Annotated in this window: 19 protein-coding genes and 1 pseudogene; 7 read left to right on the top strand and 13 right to left on the bottom strand. The window is 70.6% G+C overall.

All coding sequences use genetic code 11. The features are described from left to right. Positions 1 to 170: 170 nt before the first annotated feature. Positions 171 to 1193, top strand: a complete 1023-nt coding sequence (locus tag ABEB03_RS25185; RefSeq protein WP_345653721.1) for an ArsR/SmtB family transcription factor — start codon at positions 171 to 173, stop codon at positions 1191 to 1193. A 24-nt stretch (positions 1194 to 1217) separates the two neighbouring features. Here the strand turns inward: ABEB03_RS25185 and ABEB03_RS25190 are convergent, their stop codons facing one another. Continuing rightward, entirely contained in the window at positions 1218 to 2513 is a 1296-nt protein-coding gene (locus ABEB03_RS25190) for a hypothetical protein (protein WP_345653724.1), read from the bottom strand. Continuing rightward, a complete protein-coding gene (locus ABEB03_RS25195; RefSeq protein WP_345653727.1) occupies positions 2507 to 3865 on the bottom strand; it encodes an N-acetylmuramoyl-L-alanine amidase in 1359 nt (452 codons plus the stop codon). The genes ABEB03_RS25190 and ABEB03_RS25195 overlap by 7 nt, the downstream gene beginning before the upstream one ends. A gap of 435 nt (positions 3866 to 4300) precedes the next feature. On the opposite strand from ABEB03_RS25195, the gene ABEB03_RS25200 reads away from it, so the two are divergent. Next, positions 4301 to 5110 carry a M23 family metallopeptidase gene (locus tag ABEB03_RS25200; protein ID WP_345653730.1) on the top strand — a complete coding sequence of 270 codons (810 nt, stop codon included), beginning with the start codon at positions 4301 to 4303 and terminating at the stop codon, positions 5108 to 5110. Between the two features lie 55 nt (positions 5111 to 5165). Here the strand turns inward: ABEB03_RS25200 and ABEB03_RS25205 are convergent, their stop codons facing one another. From ABEB03_RS25205 to ABEB03_RS25215, 3 genes are all read right to left on the bottom strand, one after another. Further along, positions 5166 to 5990, bottom strand: coding sequence for a DUF1684 domain-containing protein (locus ABEB03_RS25205; protein ID WP_345653733.1), 825 nt, complete (start codon positions 5988 to 5990; stop codon positions 5166 to 5168). A 121-nt stretch (positions 5991 to 6111) separates the two neighbouring features. Beyond that, a complete protein-coding gene (locus ABEB03_RS25210) occupies positions 6112 to 7035 on the bottom strand; it encodes an LLM class F420-dependent oxidoreductase (protein ID WP_345653736.1) in 924 nt (307 codons plus the stop codon). 238 nt (positions 7036 to 7273) lie between these two features. Continuing rightward, positions 7274 to 7711: an acyl-CoA thioesterase gene (locus ABEB03_RS25215; RefSeq protein ID WP_345653739.1), complete on the bottom strand. Its 438-nt coding sequence runs from the start codon at positions 7709 to 7711 to the stop codon at positions 7274 to 7276. Between the two features lie 323 nt (positions 7712 to 8034). On the opposite strand from ABEB03_RS25215, the gene ABEB03_RS25220 reads away from it, so the two are divergent. Then, on the top strand, positions 8035 to 8841 hold the full coding sequence (locus tag ABEB03_RS25220; RefSeq protein ID WP_345653742.1) for a thioesterase family protein: 807 nt from the start codon (positions 8035 to 8037) through the stop codon (positions 8839 to 8841). A gap of 102 nt (positions 8842 to 8943) precedes the next feature. On the opposite strand, the gene ABEB03_RS25225 is transcribed toward ABEB03_RS25220, so the two are convergent. Next, on the bottom strand, positions 8944 to 9294 hold the full coding sequence (locus tag ABEB03_RS25225) for a PRC-barrel domain-containing protein (RefSeq protein WP_345653745.1): 351 nt from the start codon (positions 9292 to 9294) through the stop codon (positions 8944 to 8946). A 223-nt stretch (positions 9295 to 9517) separates the two neighbouring features. After that, positions 9518 to 9688 (bottom strand): hypothetical protein, encoded by a 171-nt coding sequence (locus ABEB03_RS25230; protein WP_028799949.1) that lies wholly within the window; start codon positions 9686 to 9688, stop codon positions 9518 to 9520. Between the two features lie 351 nt (positions 9689 to 10039). Here ABEB03_RS25230 and ABEB03_RS25235 point away from each other — a divergent pair, with 351 nt between their 5' ends. The 3 genes from ABEB03_RS25235 (at position 10040) to ABEB03_RS25245 (ending at position 12511) form a co-directional block, all read left to right on the top strand. Then, complete coding sequence (locus ABEB03_RS25235) at positions 10040 to 10465, top strand: DUF3592 domain-containing protein (protein ID WP_345653750.1); 426 nt, start codon at positions 10040 to 10042, stop codon at positions 10463 to 10465. 41 nt (positions 10466 to 10506) lie between these two features. After that, on the top strand, positions 10507 to 10986 hold the full coding sequence (locus ABEB03_RS25240; protein WP_345653753.1) for a hypothetical protein: 480 nt from the start codon (positions 10507 to 10509) through the stop codon (positions 10984 to 10986). Positions 10987 to 11332: 346 nt separating this feature from the next. Continuing rightward, positions 11333 to 12511, top strand: a complete 1179-nt coding sequence (locus tag ABEB03_RS25245) for a Cmx/CmrA family chloramphenicol efflux MFS transporter (RefSeq protein ID WP_345653756.1) — start codon at positions 11333 to 11335, stop codon at positions 12509 to 12511. A gap of 90 nt (positions 12512 to 12601) precedes the next feature. Here ABEB03_RS25245 and ABEB03_RS25250 read toward each other — a convergent pair. The 4 genes and pseudogenes from ABEB03_RS25250 to ABEB03_RS25265 all read right to left on the bottom strand — a co-directional run bounded on the left by ABEB03_RS25250 (position 12602) and on the right by ABEB03_RS25265 (position 17345). Beyond that, positions 12602 to 13241 (bottom strand): annotated as a pseudogene (locus tag ABEB03_RS25250) (type 1 glutamine amidotransferase domain-containing protein). Positions 13242 to 13309: 68 nt separating this feature from the next. Next, positions 13310 to 14908 (bottom strand): succinic semialdehyde dehydrogenase, encoded by a 1599-nt coding sequence (locus ABEB03_RS25255; RefSeq protein WP_345653759.1) that lies wholly within the window; start codon positions 14906 to 14908, stop codon positions 13310 to 13312. 11 nt (positions 14909 to 14919) lie between these two features. Continuing rightward, the gene (locus tag ABEB03_RS25260; RefSeq protein WP_345653762.1) at positions 14920 to 15837 is read right to left on the bottom strand and encodes an acetoacetate decarboxylase family protein; all 918 of its coding nucleotides are present in this window, start codon (positions 15835 to 15837) and stop codon (positions 14920 to 14922) included. Positions 15838 to 16082: 245 nt separating this feature from the next. Beyond that, positions 16083 to 17345, bottom strand: coding sequence for an NADH:flavin oxidoreductase/NADH oxidase family protein (locus ABEB03_RS25265; RefSeq protein ID WP_345653765.1), 1263 nt, complete (start codon positions 17343 to 17345; stop codon positions 16083 to 16085). Positions 17346 to 17440: 95 nt separating this feature from the next. Between ABEB03_RS25265 and ABEB03_RS25270 the strand changes: the two genes are divergently transcribed. Then, the gene (locus ABEB03_RS25270) at positions 17441 to 18055 is read left to right on the top strand and encodes a TetR/AcrR family transcriptional regulator (protein ID WP_345653768.1); all 615 of its coding nucleotides are present in this window, start codon (positions 17441 to 17443) and stop codon (positions 18053 to 18055) included. A 46-nt stretch (positions 18056 to 18101) separates the two neighbouring features. On the opposite strand, the gene ABEB03_RS25275 is transcribed toward ABEB03_RS25270, so the two are convergent. Continuing rightward, the gene (locus ABEB03_RS25275) at positions 18102 to 18749 is read right to left on the bottom strand and encodes a histidine phosphatase family protein (RefSeq protein WP_345653771.1); all 648 of its coding nucleotides are present in this window, start codon (positions 18747 to 18749) and stop codon (positions 18102 to 18104) included. Positions 18750 to 19032: 283 nt separating this feature from the next. Next, positions 19033 to 19632 carry a TetR/AcrR family transcriptional regulator gene (locus ABEB03_RS25280; RefSeq protein ID WP_345653774.1) on the bottom strand — a complete coding sequence of 200 codons (600 nt, stop codon included), beginning with the start codon at positions 19630 to 19632 and terminating at the stop codon, positions 19033 to 19035. Positions 19633 to 19846: the final 214 nt, after the last annotated feature.

Here is a 19846-nt window from a genome sequence, read left to right on the forward strand (position 1 = left end):
CCGGCACCTCGCCACCGTCCCGTTCCTGACCAGGCTCCGCGCTCTCGACCAGCACCGTCCCGACGGTGCGCGTGGTCGGTGCCGAGTTTCAGGCCGGTCCGGAGGGCGGGTCACTAGAGTGACGGCGGGTTCCGCGACCGCCGCGGTTCCGCCGAGGGGGTGCGAGTTCCGTGCTTCAAGTGGACTTCGGTGGCGGGGCCTTGGGCCGAGTGCGGGTCGCCCGTGGGGCGGACCCGCTCTGGGAGGCGGCACTGAGCCTGCAACTCCTGCAGAACCGGCAGGAGTCGCTGGCCTACGACACATGGCGGCGTGAGGTGCGGGGAGCCCTGCACCGCACGGGACTCGCCGACGACGTCCGGGCGTTGATGCCGTTGTGCCCGCCCACGGGATACTTCCCCGACTTCCTCACTCCGGGCCGCGGTGACACAGGTGTGGAGGAGAGTGTCGACTGCGTGCTGTCGACCCCGAGACGCAGGTTGGCCGCCGAACTGACGCGCCTGTGCCGGGATCTGCGTGGACCCCTGCCGCGCAGTGTGCGCTGGGTGGCCACCGGCGATGTCGGTGCCCTGCACTGGCTCGGCACCACGCTGCGTCGCTATCACGCCGTGGCGGTGGCCCCGTACGCGGCGGCGATCAGGGCGAGGGTCGCCGACGATCGTGCGCGGCGGGCCGAGGCGGCGCTGGGCGGTGGCGCCGAGGGACTGCTGGCGAGCTACGCCGAGTTACCCGGGTGGCATCTGCGCGGAACACGGCTCACCACCCCCTACCCGGAGGCCCGGTCGCTTCAACTCGGCGGACGGACGCTCACGTTGGTCCCGAGCTTCTTCTGCGTGCGGACGCCGCTGGCCCTGGTGGACGAGGCGCTGCCCCCGGTGCTGGTGCATCCGCTGCATCCGGATCCCGGCTGGCTGCCCCGGTTGCGCGCGGGAGCGGCGACGCCGTCGGTGGCCCATCTGATCGGTGCCTCCCGGGCCCAGTTGCTCGATCTGCTCCGGACGCCGATGACGACGACCGAGGTGGCCGGGGCGCTTCGGCTCGCGCCGTCGACGGCGAGCCGGCACGCGGCGGTGCTGCGCGAGGCGGGACTTGTCTCGACGCGCCGCGAGGGGAATCGGGTGCTGCACCGCCGGACGCCGTTGGGACGGGCGCTGCTGGAGGGGGCGGCCCCTGACACGTCGGCCGCCCCCGGTTGACCTGCTGTCCTGCGCGAGGTGTCGTCAGCAGTTCGGGACGCCAGGGAGCCAGGCGTCGCTGACGTCGATGAAGATGTTGGAGATGTAGCCGCCGTAGTCGGGCAGGTAGGACCAGGCGTCGTTGCTGTAGCCCTGGTAGTCGACGAGCTGGCCGTGGACCTGGCACTTGACGCGTACGGTCGTGGGTCCGGGGAGTGTGGCCACGCGTGTCGAGCCGGTGGTCGCCTGTTGCCGGATGCTGACGTCCGTTCCCCAGGTCGGGAAGGACTTGGTGTCGCCGCCACCGTCGGTCCACAAGTAGGTGACGGTCACCCAGCCGTTGTCGTTGAGGCCGATGTTGTAGAACGTCCCGTCGGCCAGATCGATGCCGGCCGGGTTGGCGACCTGCCGGCCGAACTCGTCGCGACCCCCGTTGTAGCCGTTCTGGTAGGCGGCCTGGGCCTCGGGCAGGCCCCGCGCGAGATCCTTCCACTGCTCGCGCTGCGCGGACGTGTTCCAGTAGTCGTCGTGCGTGTTCCAGGGGCCCACGTCCCACACCGGCGCGGTCTCGCAGCGGACCGGGCCGCACACCTGCACCGAGTACTGGTCGCTGCCGTTGGGCGACAGGGCGCGGCGCGAGGGGAGGGCCACGAAGTGGTCGTTGCTGCGTATGACATGGCCGTTGGCGGTGGTCCCGCCCACCAGACCCTCGCGCGTGGCGTACACGCGGGACGAGAAGGCCGCGGCTGTGGGCTGCGCGAGCTGCGAGGAGGTTGTGCCGGCGCTGTCCGCCGACAGGGTCAGGCCGCGTACGGTCGGTGTGGCGCCGGACTTTCCGGTCCACAGGGTCAGCCGGGCCTGTACGTCGTCGACCGTCCGCGGCAGCCGGGCCGGCGCGTCGGCGGTCACTTCCCGCCACTCGGTCCAGGTGCCGTCCGGGGTGCGGCCCCGCACGTCGACCACCACGCCGGCCCCGCTCGGAAGGGCCGCGTCGACGTCCGCGGTGATCAGGTCCACCGGCCGGTCCAGGTGGTGCACGTCCAGTACGGCGGACGCGTAGCCGCGGTGCCGTTCCAGTGACGCCGGGCTGAGGGAACGGTCGTCCACGCGCAACGCGTTGCCGTCGTGGAGCACATTGACGTCGTCGGTGCCGGGCCGCGACAGGTCCGGGTGCCACGACACGGCGGACGGCGCGGCGGGTGCGGTGGCGGCTTCCGCGGCGGGCGCGGTTCCCAGCGCGGCGGCGAGGGCGAGCAGACACGCGACGCCGCTCAGCGTGCGGACGGGAAGCGTTCTGCGGCGTGCGGTGGGGTCCTCGTACCGCGGGTGAGAGGTCAGCATGTGGATACTCCCGGGAGCCAGGCGTCGTCGACGTCGATGAAGATGTTGGAGATGTAGCCGCCGTAGTCGGGCAGGTAGGACCAGGCGTCGTTGCTGTAGCCCTGGTGGTCGACGAGCCGGCCGTGGACCTGGCACTTGACGCGTACGGTCGTGGGTCCGGGGAGTGTGGCCACGCGTGTCGAGCCGGTGGTCGGCTGCTGACGGACGCTCACATCGCTGCCCCATGTGGGGAAGGGTGTGGTGCCGCTGTCGCCGTCGCCGCGGACCAGGCTCATGTAGTACGCCCAGTCCCAGTGCGGACCGGGATCGGTGTGGTCGTTCCCCGGCACTTCGCTGTGGCCGACGATGTGCGAACGGTCCCGCGGAATAGCGTATTTGGCGGTCAGGTAGCGGGTGAGCGCGGCCGAGGAACGGTACAGCGTGTCGGTGAACCACGAGGGGTCGCTGACATACCCTTCGTGCTCGACGCCGACCGAGTAGGGATTGGCCGAACGGGCGTGCCAGGCGGTGTCGCTCTCGCGGACGGTCTGGGTGACCTGGCCGTCGGAGGAGCGGATCACGTAGTGCGCGCTCACCTCCGCGGCCGGGTTCTGGAACCAGCTGATCGCCCCCGCGTACGAGCCCTCCGTGACATGGATGACCACGGTGGTGATCGCCGCGCCGCGGCCGGCGGAGTAGTTGCCGGAGTAGGCCGGAGCCCACAACGCCGACGGATAGTCGGGCGCTGCCGTCAGCCCCTGGCGGTCGGGTTCGGCGAGGCTTCCGCGCTGCGGCCGCACTCGGTGAGGCGTCGTCCTGACCGGCTCGCCGGCGACGTCCGCGCGGACTCCGTCACGCAGCAGGCCGTAGACCGTGTCCGCGTACAGGCGCCCCGCCGGCGCGGTGTCCGGAGCGCCGTAGCGGGCCGTCACCTGGTACCAGGAGCCGAGCCGCCGCCGGTCGGTCGCCTTGAGGCCGGCCTCGTCGGCCATGGCGCGCAGCACGGCGGCCGCCCCGGTGATGTTGGCGGGAGTGTCGTGCTCGATGACGGGGACCGTGGCGCCGGTGAGTCGGGCGGCCTGCTCCAGCGTGTGCCGACCGGGGTTGCTGACCAGGTGCATGACTCCGTAGCCGTTGTCCTGGCTGGGAAGCCCTCGATGGCCGTCGAGGTGGGTCTCCGCGTAGCCGACGGCGACGAGCAGATCGCGGGGCACGTCGTACGCGGTCGCCGCTCGCGCGAACGCCCCGTTCACGGAGGTGTCGTGCGAGGGCGGGGGAGCGGCGGCGGCCGACTGCCCTGTCATGACCAGGGTGGCGGCCAGAGCCAGGCCGAACAGTGCGCGCGTGCGTCTGACACGTGGTGGGGAGGACATGTGGGGTGCCCTGTCTCCGACGCCCGAGTCGGATGAAGTGCCGTGCCTTGGGGGCGACTCGGCCGCTGCCGCGCGGGCGCCGGAGCACACGGTCGCAGGCCGGGGGAGGAGCGGGGCGAGGGCCGGACCCATGAGGTGGGGCAGGCCGGAGTCCGGGGGGCCGGATCGCGTACCTCGGCGCGCAGGTACTCCCACGCCTTTCGTCCGCTCCGCCTACCGAACACCAACCAGCCCTGTACATACGGGTGTTGGCCCTGTCCCGGCTGCATGATGGACGGCCGAACTTGTCGTGTGCAAGACATTGCATTGTGAGCGAAAGACCTGGCCGGTGCCTTGTCCTGAGAGCCGGACCGCTCCTACCTTGTGCCGCGATCCGGCGTCCGCCCGGACATCGAGCCCCCTCCGCTCTCCCCCACACGAAGGAGCGACTCGCGCATGCCCCTCAGACGCCTATGGACCGCGGCCGTCACCACCCTCCTGGCCGTGGTCGGACTCCTGCTCGGACCGGTCCACCCGGCCGGCGCCTCGACCGGTGGAACGACCCTGGCGGCGCCCGACTTCAAGGCCCCCTATCCCTGCGGCCAGAAGTGGACCTACAGCCACCACTCCGGTGAGGTCCGCCGTGCCCTGGACTTCGTCCGCGCCGACGGCGGCACCACGAACGGAACACCCGTCCTCGCCTCGGCCACGGGCACCGCGTACCGCCACTACGAAGCGAACGGCGCGGGGAACTACCTGTCCGTCGAACACGGCGGCGGCTGGCGCACCTACTACTTCCACCTGTCGGCGTTCTCCGTCGCGGACGGCGCACAGGTCGAACAGGGCCAGCAGATCGGCACGACCGGGAGCACCGGCAACTCCACCGGCCCGCACATCCACTACGAGCAGCTCTACAACGGGGTCGGCCAGGACATCCGTATCAACGGCGCCGCGCTCGCCTACCCCGGAAGCTACAACCAGTACTTCCTCACCAGCGACAACGGCTGCGGCGGCGCCGGCACGCCCTTCATGACCTGGGGCAGCGGCGTGCGCGTGCGCAGCGACGCCCATCTGAGCTCGCCGGTGGTCACCACCCTCGCCGGACCCACCAGCGTCCGCGTCCTGTGCCAGAAGCAGGGCGACACGGTCAACGCCGAGGGCTACACCAACAATTGGTGGAGCAAGCTGCGCGACCAGAACGGCTTCATCAGCAACATCTACATCGACAACCCGGCGGCCCAGCTCCCCGGAGTGCCCCTCTGTTGAGAAGCGCGCCGCGGCGGCGGTCCCCCGGCCCGCCGCCGCGGCCGATCGCGTGTGCTCAGGCGCCGCCCCGCTCGCGGGGAATCTTCAGACCGGCCTCGATCGGCACCGGCAGCCGGTTCTCCGCCGGCGGCAGCGGGCAGGTCGCCAGGTCCGTGTAGGCGCACGGAAGGTTCGCCGCGCGGTTGAAGTCCAGGACGACCGTCCCGTCCGCGCCGGGCGGCTCGACGCCGACGACACGATTGGCGGCGTACGTGGTGACCCCGGAGGTCGCGTCGGTGAACAGCACCGACAGGCTGCCGGGAGCATGGCCCGGGAAGGCGGTCAGGGACAGGGAACGGCCGTCCAGTTCGAACTCGATCCGGCCCGGCGCGTCGTACACGTGTTCCAGACCCTCGACCGCGGCGCCCACCGTGGTCGGCCGCGGCTCGTCGAACGCGACGTAGCGGCCCGTCAACGCCCAGCGCGGATCCGGTGCGTAGGCGGGCGTCCCGGCGAAGGCGGTCCGCAGCGGTGCGTCGGGGTGCCGCGGACGCACGATGTCGTGCCCGCCGCGCTTGGCCACTTCGATCACGGCGTTCCCCCACACGGCGTTGACGCCACCGCGTTCGGGGAGCACACCGAAGTGGTGCTCCCCGCGCACCTGGCTTCCCTCCACGACCAGTTCCTCGCCGTCGTCGAGGGCCACGGAGACGCCGTCGGAGCCCGTCCTCCACGTGCCCGGGGCGTCCGGGAAACGCTGCGGCCGGTCGTCGAGCCAGTACAGCCCGGTGATCGCGAGGAACCCGTGCGGGTCGGCGAGCCGTTCTTCCTGCGTCCGGTACCAGTCCAGCCAGTCCTCGGTGAAGGCCTGAAGGTCTGCCGAGGTCACCTGAGTGGTCATCAATACTCCTTCGTCTCGCGGGGACCGGCCCCGCAGCGGTGTGCGCGTCTTCTGTCGAGGAGTGCTCTGCCGTCGTTCCGCCGTCCGGCAGTTCGTCGCGGCGTCCGGTTCCGGTGTCCGCTCACCCGGCCAGTTCGCCGAGGAGCGCCCAGGTGCGCCTCCGGTCGGCTTCTCCGGCGATCTCCGAGCCCGAGAACACCACCTCCGTGGCCCCGGCGTCCCGGTAGCGCCGCACCTCGTCCGCGACGGTCTTCTCGTCGCCGATCACGGCCACGTCGGACGCCCGTCGGCCACCGGAGAGTTCGATGACCCGCGCGTAGGAAGGGATCTGTTCGTAGAACGCGAGCTGTTCGGTGGCCTTCTCCCGTACGGAGTCGACATCGTCCGTGACCACGCCGTGCATCAGGGCCACGATCCGGGGCGCCGGGCGGCCGGCGGCCTGCGCCGCGGCGGTGAGCGCAGGAACGATGTGGTTCTCCAGGGCGCGAGGGCCCGCGAGGTACGGCAGGATCCCGTCCGCCAGTTCACCGCTGGCCCGCAGTGCTTGCGGCCCCATCGCGGCGACGAGGAGGGGAACGCCGCTCTCGGCGCCCGGCACGCGTGCGGAGATCGGTGTGGAGGCGGTGAGCAGTTCACCGTGGAAGTCGGCGGTACCGGTCCGCGTCAACTGGCGCAGGGCGATGAGGAATTCGCGCAGACGGGCGACGGGCCGTTCGAAGGGAAGCCCGAAACCGCCCTCGGTCAGGAGCTTGGTGCCGAGGGCGAGACCGAGGTGGTAGCGGCCGTGCGTGGCCGCCTGGGCGGTCTGGGCCTGGCTGGAGACGACCAGGGGATGCCGGCCGAAGACGGGGATCGCGGAGGTGCCCACATGGAGTCCGGGGACCTCGCGCCCGACGACGGCGGCTAGTTGAGGTGAGTCCGCGCCGAAGGTCTGCCCGAACCAGGCCGACCGGAGGCCGGCCGCCGCGGCCTCCTCGGCCAGCCGCACGGAGGCGTCGACCTGGTTCTCCGCGCCGGATGCGTTGAGCGCTACTCCTACAGTCATGCCAATGAAAACCGTCGACGTCCGAACCGGCATTCCGGTCCGTGTGTGACAGCTTCTTGTCAGTCGTGTGTACAGGGACGGCTCTCCGGGGCTCCTCCGGACGTCTCCGCGGACGCCACTTGTGCCGAACTCGCCCCAGGACCTCGTCCTGAGCTTGCCCGGCGCAGTCGGCGGGCCGCGCCGAGTCGGCCCGTCTCGGAGGCCGACTCGGCGGCCCTCGGACGACGGCGCTCCGCGGTCAGATGCCGGGATCGAACTCGGTGACCATGGCCTTGGCGCGGGCGAGTTGCTCGTCGGGCAGCGGACAGGAGCGTCGTGTCGTCCTGTCGAGGTGGACGCCGGTCAGCACGGTGATCGCCAGGGTGTCGCCCGTCGTCGCGTTCTCCATCCGGTGACAGAAGCGGATCACCTTGCTGCGCGCCTCCAGCAGCGCGGAGCGGACCAGCACCACATCTCCGGCGAGTGCCTCCTGCCGGTAGGAGATGCGCTGATCCACCGCGACCATGCCGCGCTCCTGCTCTCGCAGATAGTCGGGCGTGATGCCCATGCGGGCGAAGAGGGACCAGGTGGCCTCGTCGAACTTCCCGACGTACCACATGACGTTCATGTGCCCCATGTGGTCGCAGTGCCACGGGTACACCGTGCCTTGGTACGTCACTTCCATGTCGGTGGCCACCGTGTTCGTCCCTTCGTGCGGTACGCGTCGCTGCCGCGGCGAGCCCGGTGCCCTCCGGGCGGGGCGGCGGAGCCGGGCCGCCAAGCCAGGTTAGTCAACGTTAACTGAAAGGGGTCGTGTGACCTGCGACACGGTCCCGGTCCGGTGCGGCGGACCAAAAGCGGGCCGCCCTTGCTCCGTCGCACCGTCACACAGGGTCCGCGCGGTGCGGACAGCCGGCGGCCCGGTGTTGACCAAGCTTCACGGTGTTGGTTGGCTGGCACCCCGAGTGGCTGATCCACCGGTGATCGGACAGGCCTCAGCGGCCGGAGAGGGCGGGAACCGTGGTCGGCCAGGTCAGCGATGCCGAGGCGTTCTTCGAGCAGGTGGCGGAGGAGCGTTTCGTCCCCACCGCCTACACCCGGGGACCCTGGGACGAGCACTCCCAGCACGCCGGACCGCCGGCAGCTCTCCTGGGCCGTGCCGTGCAGTTGCGCCCCGGCGCCCGCGAGGACATGCGTCTTGCCCGCATCACCTTCGAGATCCCCCGCCCGGTGCCGCTGCGTCCGCTGTCCGTGGCCACCCGGGTGATCAAGGAGGGGCGCAGCGTCGAGTTCGTCGAGGCCACGCTGACGGCCGAGTCGGGCGACGAAGTGATGCGGGCGAGGGCGCTGCGCATCCGGACCGACCCCGGTTCCGTACCGGCGACGGACGACGTCCCTGCCGTACCGTCGCCCGACGCGTCACGCTCGGAGCCGTTCTTCCCCGTGCCGTGGGACGTCGGCTACCACACGGGAATGGAATGCCGCTTCGCGGCGGGCGCCTTCCTCGAGCACGGACCGGCCACGTGCTGGATGCGGATGCGGGTGCCCTTGGTGGCGGGGGAGAAGACTCTGCCGTCGGACCGGGTGCTCGTGGCGGCCGACTCGGGCAATGGGCTGAGCAACGTCCTGGACTTCGGTACGCACGTGTTCATCAACCCTGATCTGACCGTGCACCTGCACCGGTATCCCCTGGGCGAGTGGGTGTGCCTCGACGCACGTACCGACATCGACGCCGACGGAATCGGGATGGCCGAGGCCGCGCTCCACGACACCCGCGGTGCGATCGGGCGCAGTGTGCAGAGCCTGTTCGTGAGCGGTCGGGGCTGACGCCTCGGTCCCTGACCTTGTTGCCGGTGACGGCGAGGCCGGCCAGAAGGGAGGCCCGTCGGAGTGTCTCCGGCGGGCCCCACCCAGGTTGGTTCTTCGCGGTCAGGCGCGGTGGTTCCGGTAGTAGCCGCCGACCTGCTCGTGGTAGCCGGCGTCGCCGACGTGCTTGTCCTTGTCGAACTCGGGAGAGTCCTTGATCTGCTCCTTCGTGAGGTCGACATAGATCCTGCGCTCGGCCTGGTCCACCGTCCTCACGGTGCCGGCGGGCAGCAGGACGTGCTTGCCGAAGATCCATACGCCGGTGTCGACGACGAGGTACGAGGAGTTGACGTCGTCCGAGTGCTTGTCGACCTTGCCGATACTGCCGTCGGTGGCCTCGACCTTGTATCCGATCAGGTCGGTGCCGGGGACGTGGCCGGTGGTCGGCTGGTAGCCCCAGATGTTGTCACTCATGAATCGGCTCCCTCATCGAAATTCTTCGCTCCGCCGCAGTCGAGCCGCGGAGTCGTCATGGACGTCATCGAAATTCGGTGACGCTTTCTCAGGCGGGCGAGTGCCCCTCGATCCGGGCATCACACCGTCGCGTCGCGAAGAATATGGATGACCGAAAGACGGGTGGGCCCCGACGTCGAGACGTCGGGGCCCACCCGTCCTGGTGAATGCTGCTCCGGCCCGCCTACCAGCGGTACCAGCGACCCCGCTTTCCGCCGCTGCCCGCAGGACGGACCACGAAGCCGAGGAGCCAGACGACCAGCACGACGACAGCGATCCACCACAGGGCCTTGAGCGCGAAACCGGCACCGAAAAGGATCAGGGCAAGCAGAAGAACGAGAAGAACAGGAACCATTGTCATCAACCTCCGCGCCCTCGTGTGCCCTGCGGAAGGCTCTGCACTCCTGTAGATCTCATGGATTTCGACGGAGTCCGTCACGGCAAAATCTCAGCGCGTCAGATTCCCGGTTTGAAGATGCCGAAAAGGGTGACGGGGCGGCGGAAAGGCCCCCGCGTTTCATCCAGGACGGCGGAATCGGTCCGGTCCTGTCGACCTGAACACCCGTCGGCCGGACCGCAGTTCGTTCGTCGGGACGGGTCCCGCCCCGGTCGGCCTGCGGCAGCCGAGTGTGAAGGTCGTCGTGAGGTCGGTTGCTACCGCCAGGTCACGTGCAACCGGCACCCTCACGGCCGCGTCGCAGAACACATGGAACGCGAATGGCTCTTCTCTCTCATCCCGCTGACGATCGGAGTGGTCTTCCTCGGCTTCGGCGTCTACGGACTGCGCCGTGCCGGCATGCTGCGTCGGATGGGGGTCACGGTGGAGGGCCGGATAGTCCGCCACGACGTCAGACGGAACGACGAAGGCGGCAAGTTCTATCACCCGGTCGCGGCCTGGACGACCGGCGACGGCCGCGAGTGCGCGTACTCGTCGAGGCTCGGTCGCGGGTCCGTCCGGGCCGGCTTCGGTGTGGGGGCCGTCGTCACGGTCCGATACGACCCGACCGATCCCCGCCGGTTCGCGATCCAGGGCTGGGACACAGCAGCGGTCGACCTGGTGTTCACCGTGCTGGGATCGGTGCTCACCGCGGGCACGTCGGTGGTGTTGCTCGTCCGGCTGGTCACTCTCTGACCGCAACGGAACGGTGCGACCCACTCCGGGATACTGCCGAGGTGCTGTTGAATTGGATCGCTGAGATCGCGGACGCGCCGCTGGTGCTGGAGCCGGCTGACCGCCGGGTGGAGTGGGAGACCAACACCTGGCGGCTGGGCGGGGACGACGACAAGCGCTCTCTGAGCGTGTCCGCGGTGGTCGCCGCCTTCGAGCGGACTGCTGAAGGCATACGGCTTCGCGTCCGGGAGATGCGCTTCGCCGGAGCGGCGACGTTCTACGTGTGGCACGACGAGCAGGCGGGGCAACTGCGTTGCTCGACCGGATCTGTGGGAGCAGATGAACTGCCGTTCGGCGGCGGGTATGTGCCGACCGGCGACCTGGGAGCGGTGATCGAGGGCTTCCTGAGCGACCGGGAGCCGGGCGCGGTTACTTGGTCGGACCTTGAAGGCGTGCGTGACCGATCGGAGCCCACTGGACCCGAACCCGACATGGTGCCGCTGCCCGTGTGGGTCCGCAGTGTCGGGTCGGTCTCACAGTGATCACCCCTGCCGACGACACGACACGGCACGCAGCTACGGAAGCACGTGTGCTTCAGCCTCGATCGCTGCTTGCCGCGGCGGCCCGAAGCGGAGTGGTGACGGCGACGCCTTCCGGCAGCTCTGAAACCGAGATGCCACGACGGCCATCGGTCGGGTACCGTCCGGGCCATGTCGAGCCCTGAGTCAGCCGAGGTGGGGGCTTTCGGTCACGCCGTCAGCCCCCAGAACTCCTAGTTCGTAGTTCTGCCGTCCCGCCGCGTTCCGCGGCCGGACGAGCACGCCTGTGGGCGCTGACCGCGGTGACGAGACGACCTTCTCGTGCTTCTCCTCACCTCGGAGCCACTCGATGCCTTTCCCGTTGTACCTGCTCGCCATGGCGGTCTTCGCCATGGGCACTTCGGAATTCATGCTCGCCGGGCTCCTGCCGGCGATCGCCGCCGACCTCGACGTCACCGTCGGGACAGCAGCCCTGCTCACGACGGCCTTCGCGATCGGCATGACCGTGGGTGCCCCCCTCATGGCCGGGCTCGCCCGCAACCGGCCGGGACGGTCCAGCCTGTTCGGGTTCGTGCTGGCGTTCCTGGCAGCCCACGCCGTGGGCGCCGTCACCTCCAGCTTCGCGGTCCTGTTCGCGACCCGGGCGATCGCGGCGCTCGCGAACGCCGGCTTCCTCGCCGTGGCCCTGACGACCGCCGCCACGCTCGTCTCTCCCGACATGAAGGGGCGCGCACTCGCCGTGCTGCTGTCGGGCACCACGCTGGCCACGATCGTCGGTGTGCCGGCGGGGACACTGCTCGGCACACTGCTCGGCTGGCGGGCCACGTTCTGGGCGGTCGCGGCCCTCTGCCTGCCCGCGGCCATCGGCATCCTCACACGTCTCCCGGCGCACCGCGGGCATCAGGACGCGGCCGACAGGCCGGGCCTGCGATCGGAGCTGGCCCGGCTGAAGAGCCCGCGGCTGCTCCTGGTCCTGCTGCTCGGAGCCTTGGTGAACGCGGCGACCTTCGCGAGCTTCACCTTCCTGGCCCCCGTCGTCACCGGCACCGCCGGAATGGGCGAGCTGTGGGTCCCTGTCGTCCTGGTGCTCTTCGGCGCGGGTTCCTTCGTCGGGGTGACCGTCGCCGGGCGTCTGTCCGACCGGCGCCCCGGCCTCGTCGTCGCAGTCGGTGGTCCGCTGCTGCTGTCCGGCTGGGGCGCTTTGGCCGTGCTGGCCCACGAGCCGGCCGCCCTGCTCTGCCTCGTGTTCGTCCAGGGCGCGCTGTCGTTCGCGCTGGGCAGCACGCTGATCACGCGCGTCCTCTACGAGGCGGCGGCAGCCCCCACCATGGCCGGCTCCTACGCGACGGCCGCACTCAACGCCGGCGCCGCTGTCGGGCCGTTCGTCGCCGCGACGACGCTCACCACCGCAGCGGGGGACACCGGACCGCTCTGGGTGAGCGGCCTGCTCGTGCTGTCGGTGCTCCTTGTCGCCTGGCCCTTGCGACGCGTGATCGCGGCCGGCCGGAGCAGCGAGGTGCTCTCCTGACCCGCGTGAATCACCTGTCGAGGGTCGGCGAAGGCACCTTCCCGCCGTGACCGGCGGCCGACCCTCCCACGAGATGCCTCGGCAACCGGGTCAAGGCGTTCGGCGTGCCGTCTTGGTCAGATCCGCCACGAGCCGCTTGGCGAGCCGTTCGGAGGACGCGGGGTTCTGGCCGGTGTACAGGTTCCGGTCGACGACCACGAACGGGAACAGCGGCAGACGTGCCTTGACGTAGTCCGCTCCGCCCTCGCGCAGACGGTCCTCCAGAAGCCACGGAGCCCTGCGGCCGAAGCTGTTGAGCTTCTCCTCGGTGTTGGACAGACAGCGCCAGCGGCTTGCCGGAGCGCAGCACCCGGCTGAGCAGGGCGCCGGAGACGGGGTCGACCGCGAGATCCTCCATGGGACCGTGTCCACCGGGGTAGAACACCACGTCGAAATCGTCAGGATCGGTCTTCGCCAGCTCCCGAGGGCTGTTGAGCTCGCTCCGGATCGAGTCCAGGTACCGGGAGACCTCACGCAGCTTGGAAGGCAGACCGGCGGTACGGGACATGCTCAGCCTGTCCAGTGTCGGTGCCTTGCCGCCCGGGGTGGCGATCGTGATCTCCCACCCCGCCTCGGTGAAGATCTTGTGCGGCATCGCCAGTTCCTCACCCCAGAACCCCGAGGGGTGGGCGGTTCCGTCGTTCAGCGTCCAGCGATCTGCCGCGGACACGACGAAGAGGGCCTTGGTCATTTCCATCTCTTCCTTCTGCGGTGACGGTTCCGGCACCTGTCTCATGGGCTCGACACCACGTCTGCGCCTCAGCGAACGCCGGCTGCCTTGAGGGCCTTCAGCGCGGTGGACAGGAGGGCCGCCCAGGTCTCCGGCGAGACGCGCGCCGGCGGGGTGAATCCTTGGACGCGCTGGTGGGCGACGGTCTGCGGTTCGGTGTACTTGAGGATGCCGTCGGCGCCGTGACGACGGCCGAGTCCCGAGTCACCCATGCCGCCCATCGGCGCGTCGATGCTTCCCCATGCCGCGGCGTACGCCTCGTTGACGTTCACGGTGCCGGCGTGCAGACGGGCGGCGACGGCTCGTCCCCGGGCTCCGTTGCGGGACCAGACGCTGCCGTTGAGGCCGTACGGCGTGGCGTTGGCCCGGGCGATCGCCTCGTCGACGTCGCGGAAGGGGTAGACCGACACGACGGGGCCGAACGTCTCGTGCTCGCACAGCGTCATGTCGGGGGTGACGCCGGCGAGAACGGTCGGTTCGTAGAACAGCGGCCCCAGGTCGGGCCGGGCCCTGCCGCCCGCGAGGACGGTCGCGCCCTTGGCGACGGCGTCGTCGACATGCGCGGTGACGGTCTCCAGTTGGGAGGGGTTGGTGAGGCAGCCGACGTCGCTGCCGTAGTCGTACGAGGCGCCGAGCTTCAGGTGCTTCGTACGGGCGACGAAGGCGGCGACGAACCGGTCGTGGACGGCCTCGTCGACGTACAGGCGCTCGACGGAGACGCAGAGCTGGCCGGTCGAGGGGAAGCACGCGGCGACGGCACCGTCGGCGGCCTTCTCGATGTCGGCGTCGTCGAGGACGATCATGGCGTTCTTGCCGCCGAGTTCGAGGGACGCGCCGATGAGGCGTTCCCCGGCGTCGCGGGCGATCTTGCGCCCGCTGGCGGTGGAGCCGGTGAACATCATGTAGTCGGCGTTGTCCATCAGCGCGCCGCCGATGGAACTGCCCCGGCCGACCACCATCTGCCACACACCGGCCGGAAGGCCGGCCTCGTGCATCAGATCGAGTGCCCACAACGCCGTGAGCGCGGTCTGGGTGTCGGGCTTCTGCACGACGGCGTTGCCGGCCATCAGTGCCGGAATGGCATCCCCGGCGGCCATGCTCAGCGGGTAGTTCCAGGGCGAGACGATCGCGACGACGCCCTTGGGATGGCGCAGCTCGGTGGTGTGGGTGAGCACCGGGATCGCGCCGCGACGCCGCTTGGGCTCCAGGAACCGGGCGGCGCTGCGCGCGTAGTACCGGGACGTGATGGCGGTGTCGGTCACTTCGAGGAACGCGTCGCGGCGGGTCTTGCCGCTCTCGGCCTGCATCAGATCCAGCACCTCGTCCTGGCGGGCGAGCACCAGGTCGTGGAAGCGCAGCATGATCTTCTTGCGCCGGCTCAGCGATGTCGCGGCCCAGGCCTTCTGGGCGATGCGGGCGCGTGCGAAGGCGTCCTCGACGTCCCCAGGTGTCGAGACCGGCAGGTCGGCCAGCGGGGCGCCGGTGTACGGGGCGCTGGTGGTGACGCGGGCCGCGTCCGCCGCGGCCGCGACGCGCGCTGCCAGCCGCTCGATCCGGGCTGAGGTCAGGGAGGCGGGTAGGACGGAGCGGTGGGCGGAGGTCGACGGAACGGCGTGGTCGGTGGCCATGGCGGGGCTCCTCAGATCCGGCTCTGCACGGAGGTCGGGACCGGCATGTGCAGGGCGAGTTGGCCTTCGGTCACCACGTCGAACTGAATGGTCCTGATCGGACTGAGCGACCGCAGGTCGTCGGCCATGCGGCCCTCTCCGACCTGCAGAGCGACGCCGCGCGCCGAACGCGTCGTCCCGGCCGACAGCACGTTGGTCTGGCTCAGCGTCGAGTGCCACGCGCCCTCGATCGACGTGTACGAAGTGAGGCTGGAGACGCGCCTGCCGCTCGGGTAGGCGGTCTGGGCGGGTGTGGTGGCCCGCAGCGACAGGTCGGTCCCGCCGGCGTCGTTGGCCACGTGCGCGGTCGTCCGGGCGGCGTCGATGTCGACGTCGAGCGCGGTGACCCACTTGGGGAAGCCGTAGCCGGTATGGCCGCGGACCTGGGCGATCTCGGTGCTCACGGGCAGCGACAGCACGTAGGAGTCGAGGTGTTCGTTCTTGAGACCGGCGACCAGGTCGAAGAAGCCGAGCCGGCCGTGCCGTGCCGGCTTCACGGCGATCCCGACGGCGGCTTCGGTGTAGAAGTCGATGTCGCACACGTCGTAGCGGAAGAACATGACCGAGATCAGCCCGAGGCCCGGCGCGATCTCCAGAGGCGCCAGCTCCCCGGGCAGGCGGGTACGGATCGTGCGGGAGCGGGCGAGCATCGTGATCCGGGCGGTCGAGATGCGGTAGTAGAAGTTCGGGGTGAGTGTGGCACCGATCGGCGAGTCGACCTTGGTCTTGGGCAGCCGGCGGAAGAAGTCGACGCCGCTGACGCGGGGGTCGCGGGCGACTTCGTCGAGGTCGGTGTCCATCCGGTACCGGTCGTACAGGCCGCCCTTCGGGACGGTGACCGTACGGCCGCCCAGGTCGACCTCTGCTGTGTCCTGCTGGGGCGTGGGCATGGGCGTAGCTCCCGTAGATTGCATGTGAGCAGTGCTTACATATGGGCGGGCTCAAGCCTGGGCCGGGATGTAAGCACCGTCAATAAAGAGTGGGTGTCATCCGTCGACGAGCTCGGCGGATCTGATCGGGCGAGGGCGGCGATGAGGCCGCTTCGGCAGTGGCGCCCGTCAGAGGGCGGTGGCTGCCGCTGTCCGGGCCGCGGCTGCGGCCGCGACCGGGGTTCGGGTGCCGGCCGGGGCGCGGGCTACGCGGGCCGGCTCGCCGCGGCGGTGTCTCCCGAGGCGGGCAGCCAGGCCCGGTAGCGGCGCAGGGCTCGTCGCTGATGGCGCTGCTCGGAGACCAGGGCGAATGCCGGGTGGGTGCCGGGCCTGGGGTCGCTGCCGCGGGCGATGCGGCGCATCTGGTGGCGGACCTGGGCCATGCTCGCGGCCGAGGCGAGGGCCTTGTCGGACCACGTCACGGCCCGCATCTGCCGGTCGGCCTCGCGATCCAGGCGCCAGCGGTTCGGCAGGTCCGGGGTGACGGCCAGGGCGGTGCCCATCCCCACCAGCGCCACTCCACTGTCGAGCACCTTCTCGGCGGTCTCGCGCCGGGTGATGCCGCCGGTGAGCATGAGCGGGAGCGGGCTGCTCCTGACCAGGTCCGTCGCGAGATCGAGGAAGTAGGCCTCGCGTGCCTGGGTGCGCGAGTCGGCGCGACGGCCGGTCATCGCGGGGCTCTCGTAGCTGCCGCCGGACAGTTCGACCAGGTCGACGCCGAGCGGGTCGAGCATCCCGATGACCTGCCGTGCGTCGTCGGCGTCGAACCCGCCGCGCTGGAAGTCTGCGGAGTTGAGCTTCACCGCGACGGCGAAGGACGGCGAGACGGCGGCGCGGACGGCGCGGACGACGTCGAGCAGCATCCGGGCCCGGTTCTCCAGCGACCCGCCCCACGCGTCGGTGCGCTGATTGACCAGGGGCGACAGAAACTGGGACAGCAGGTAGCCGTGCGCGGCGTGGATCTCCACACCGTCGAAGCCCGCCTTCTCGGCGCGGTGGGCCGTGACCGCGAAGCGCGTGACGGTGGCGTCGATCTGCTCGGGGGTCATGGCGACGGGGCGACCGAAGCGGCTGCTGTGCTTGCCCAGGTCGACGCCCACCGCGGACGGGCCCCACACGACGCCGGGCATGTCGGCCTGGATCTGGCGGCCGGGGTGGTTGATCTGCATCCACATCGCCGCGCCTCCGGCCTTGCCGGCCCTGGCCCAGTCGGTGAACGGCTTCAGCGGGGCGGAGTGGTCGAGCACGACTCCGCCGGGGCCGGTCAGCGCCTCGGCGTGCACCATGACGTTGCCGGTGATCAGCAGTCCGGTGCCGCCGGCGGTCCAGCGCCGGTAGAGCCCGGTCAGCTGCCTGTCGGGCACCTGGCCTTCGCCGGCCATGTTCTCCTCCATGGCGGCCTTCGCAATCCGGTTGCCCAGTACCTGTCCGGAGCGCAGGGGCAGCGGCGAGAACAGCTCGCGGGTCATCCGAGTTCCCCTCTCCCTCTCGATCGCATACAATGTGTACGCCGCTCACATTAGCCGGACGATGTGAACGCTGTAAACATGAGGGAGTGTGACCTATGCCGCAAGCGGGTGCGTACCATCACGGCGACCTGCGAGCCGCCTGCCTGCGTGCCGCTCGGGAGCTGCTGGAGGAGGACGGCAGCGCCGGGCTGTCCCTGCGGGCTGTGGCGCGGCGGGCCGGAGTGTCGGCGACCGCCCCCTACCGCCACTACCCGGACCGGGACGCGCTCGTCTCCGCGGTCGCCGCGCAGGGCTACCGCGAACTCGCCGTACAGCTGGCCGCCGTGCACCCCTCGCCGACGACCCCCGACGACCTCGCCGCGGTCGCGGTCGCCTACGTCCGGTTCGCGCTCGAGCACCCGGCGCTGTTCCGCGTGATGTTCGCCGAGCCCTGCGACCCGACCAGCGAGGACCGGGTCGGCGCGACCGCCGCCATCTCGGAGTACGTCCGCGGGATCGTCCGGGGCGCCTTCCCGGGAGCCGACCCGGACGTGCTGTCGACCACCGTGTGGGCTCTCGTCCACGGACTGGCGTTCCTGCACCTCGACGGCAAACTCGACTCCTCCACCCCGGAGGTGGTCGCCGACCAGGTCGGCGCCGCGGTCCACGCACTGTTCACCGTCTCTCCGGCGGCCTCGCGGACGCCGTCCGTGACCCCTGCGAAGGCCTAGGAAGCCGCAGGGGTCACGATCCGGGGGCGGCCGGAACGGACCCGTCTCAGCGGTACGTGAGCAGCGGGCGCCGGTCGCCGGCGAAGTGGGCGTGGTCGTTGAAGGTGAGGAGACTGGTGCCGGATCCGCCGACCGCGAGGGTGGTGACGGAGGCGTTGACCGTCACGCGGTTGAGCGCGACGACTCCCTCGGGCGGCAGGGACAACAGCGTGCCGATGAGCGCGGCGAGGAGGCCGCCCGAGGTGACGACCACCGCGTCGCGGCCCCGGCCGAGCGCGGCGGACACCTCGTCCAGGGCGGCCGCGGCGCCCTCGGCGAAGGCGGCCCAGGCCTGGTCGCCGGCCGCTGCGGGGTCCGCCATCCACGCGAGGAGTGCGTGATCGAGCAACTCCTGCACGGAGTAGGCGTCCTGGGGTGACGGCGCGTAGCGGGCCAGCAGGGCGACATGGTCGAACTCGTTCCAGCGTGTGTCGTTGCGCACCGGCTCCTTGAACCCGGCTGCCTCCGCGAGGAGTTGAGCCGTGTCGCGCTGGCGGGTGAGGGTTCCCGAGACGAGGTGCGGATCGCGCAGGCCGCGGCGGGCGAGCTCTTGGCCGACGGCGGCGGCCTGGGTGCGCCCGAGTTCGGACAGGACGTCGTAGTCCTCGGCGGCGAAGGACGCCTGACCGTGGCGGACGAGACAGATGAGCGGCATGGCGGTACTCCCGGCCGTCAGCTTCCGCCGGTGCGGCGGATGACCGAACGGCTGTGTCGATCATGGCGGTTGGCGGCGATCCGGGTGTTGCGGAGGGCCGGATCGCGGGTCTGCCCGTGGTGGTGGACGCAGGGGCTCTGCTGGGCGGTCACAGCGAACCGCAACAGGTCGAAGGCCTCTTGGCAGGGCCGGTCGGCGGCGGGCGGCTCATGTGCTTCCCCTTCTGTCGAGCGCTGCTCGGTGATCGGGGCGGACGTCCGGCCGGGCTCCTGGCCGGCACGGGTCAGTGATGTCTGGAGGTGAACTGCTCCATGACCTGTTCGAGGCTGCCCACGAGCAGGTCGACCAGGTCGGCCGTGGTGACGACCTCGTCGGTGGCGCTGATGGCGGTCTCCTCGGCCATGGCCAGCCAGCCGCGCACGGCCAGCGTGTGCAGCGGTGTGGGGTCGCCCACGCCCGCGGCCTCCAGGACACGGTCGGTGAGAGTGCGGCGGTTCTCCTCGAAGACCTCCCGCACCAGTTCGTCGCCGCCCGCGCCGGCCCGCACCACGGCCACGTAGTTGGCCTTGCGACGCCGCACGAACGACACGAAGCCGTCCACGATCCCGTGCACACGCTCGGTCGGCGTGCCCGCCTCCGGCGCCTCGGCGTGCAGCAGCAGCCGGCCTGCCGCCGCCTGTACCACCGCCACGTAGTAGTCCCGCTTGGTCGGGAAGTAGTGGAAGAGCAGCCCGCGCGAGATGCCCGCCTCGGCAGCCACCTCGTCGATCGAGAGGTCGTGGATCGGGCGAGTGGTGAGCAGGCGCAGACCGATGCCGATCAGCTGCGTCCGACGTTCGTCGGGGCGCAGCCGAACGTGAGTGGAGGCGGACTTCGCGGTCATGCCGGGGACCCTAGCTTGTTGAGCAATGCTCGACAAGGCTGCTCTTCGCCGGGCAGCTGCCCCAATGTTGACACTGCTCACTCTCGTATCGAATGTATGTGATGTAAACATTGGGCTTTCGGGCCCGCCGCCATTCGGCTGCTCTGCCCGCGTCATGCGCGCGACGAGCTGCGCACCTTCAGCGCCGCCCCCGGCCACGGCGAACCACGAGCAC

Source organism: Streptomyces siamensis (assembly GCF_039543605.1).
Lineage (GTDB): Bacteria > Actinomycetota > Actinomycetes > Streptomycetales > Streptomycetaceae > Streptomyces > Streptomyces siamensis.

Bases quoted from the DNA above. Each gene is read 5' to 3' on its own strand.
- ABEB03_RS25190 (WP_345653724.1), bottom strand. From the start codon at position 2,513: ATGCTGACCTCTCACCCGCGGTACGAGGACCCCACCGCACGCCGCAGA.
- ABEB03_RS25195 (WP_345653727.1), bottom strand. From the start codon at position 3,865: ATGTCCTCCCCACCACGTGTCAGACGCACGCGCGCACTGTTCGGCCTG.
- ABEB03_RS25200 (WP_345653730.1), top strand. From the start codon at position 4,301: ATGCCCCTCAGACGCCTATGGACCGCGGCCGTCACCACCCTCCTGGCC.
- ABEB03_RS25205 (WP_345653733.1), bottom strand. From the start codon at position 5,990: ATGACCACTCAGGTGACCTCGGCAGACCTTCAGGCCTTCACCGAGGAC.
- ABEB03_RS25210 (WP_345653736.1), bottom strand. From the start codon at position 7,035: ATGACTGTAGGAGTAGCGCTCAACGCATCCGGCGCGGAGAACCAGGTC.
- ABEB03_RS25225 (WP_345653745.1), bottom strand. From the start codon at position 9,294: ATGAGTGACAACATCTGGGGCTACCAGCCGACCACCGGCCACGTCCCC.
- ABEB03_RS25230 (WP_028799949.1), bottom strand. From the start codon at position 9,688: ATGGTTCCTGTTCTTCTCGTTCTTCTGCTTGCCCTGATCCTTTTCGGT.
- ABEB03_RS25235 (WP_345653750.1), top strand. From the start codon at position 10,040: ATGGAACGCGAATGGCTCTTCTCTCTCATCCCGCTGACGATCGGAGTG.
- ABEB03_RS25245 (WP_345653756.1), top strand. From the start codon at position 11,333: ATGCCTTTCCCGTTGTACCTGCTCGCCATGGCGGTCTTCGCCATGGGC.
- ABEB03_RS25255 (WP_345653759.1), bottom strand. From the start codon at position 14,908: ATGGCCACCGACCACGCCGTTCCGTCGACCTCCGCCCACCGCTCCGTC.
- ABEB03_RS25260 (WP_345653762.1), bottom strand. From the start codon at position 15,837: ATGCCCACGCCCCAGCAGGACACAGCAGAGGTCGACCTGGGCGGCCGT.
- ABEB03_RS25265 (WP_345653765.1), bottom strand. From the start codon at position 17,345: ATGACCCGCGAGCTGTTCTCGCCGCTGCCCCTGCGCTCCGGACAGGTA.
- ABEB03_RS25270 (WP_345653768.1), top strand. From the start codon at position 17,441: ATGCCGCAAGCGGGTGCGTACCATCACGGCGACCTGCGAGCCGCCTGC.
- ABEB03_RS25275 (WP_345653771.1), bottom strand. From the start codon at position 18,749: ATGCCGCTCATCTGTCTCGTCCGCCACGGTCAGGCGTCCTTCGCCGCC.
- ABEB03_RS25280 (WP_345653774.1), bottom strand. From the start codon at position 19,632: ATGACCGCGAAGTCCGCCTCCACTCACGTTCGGCTGCGCCCCGACGAA.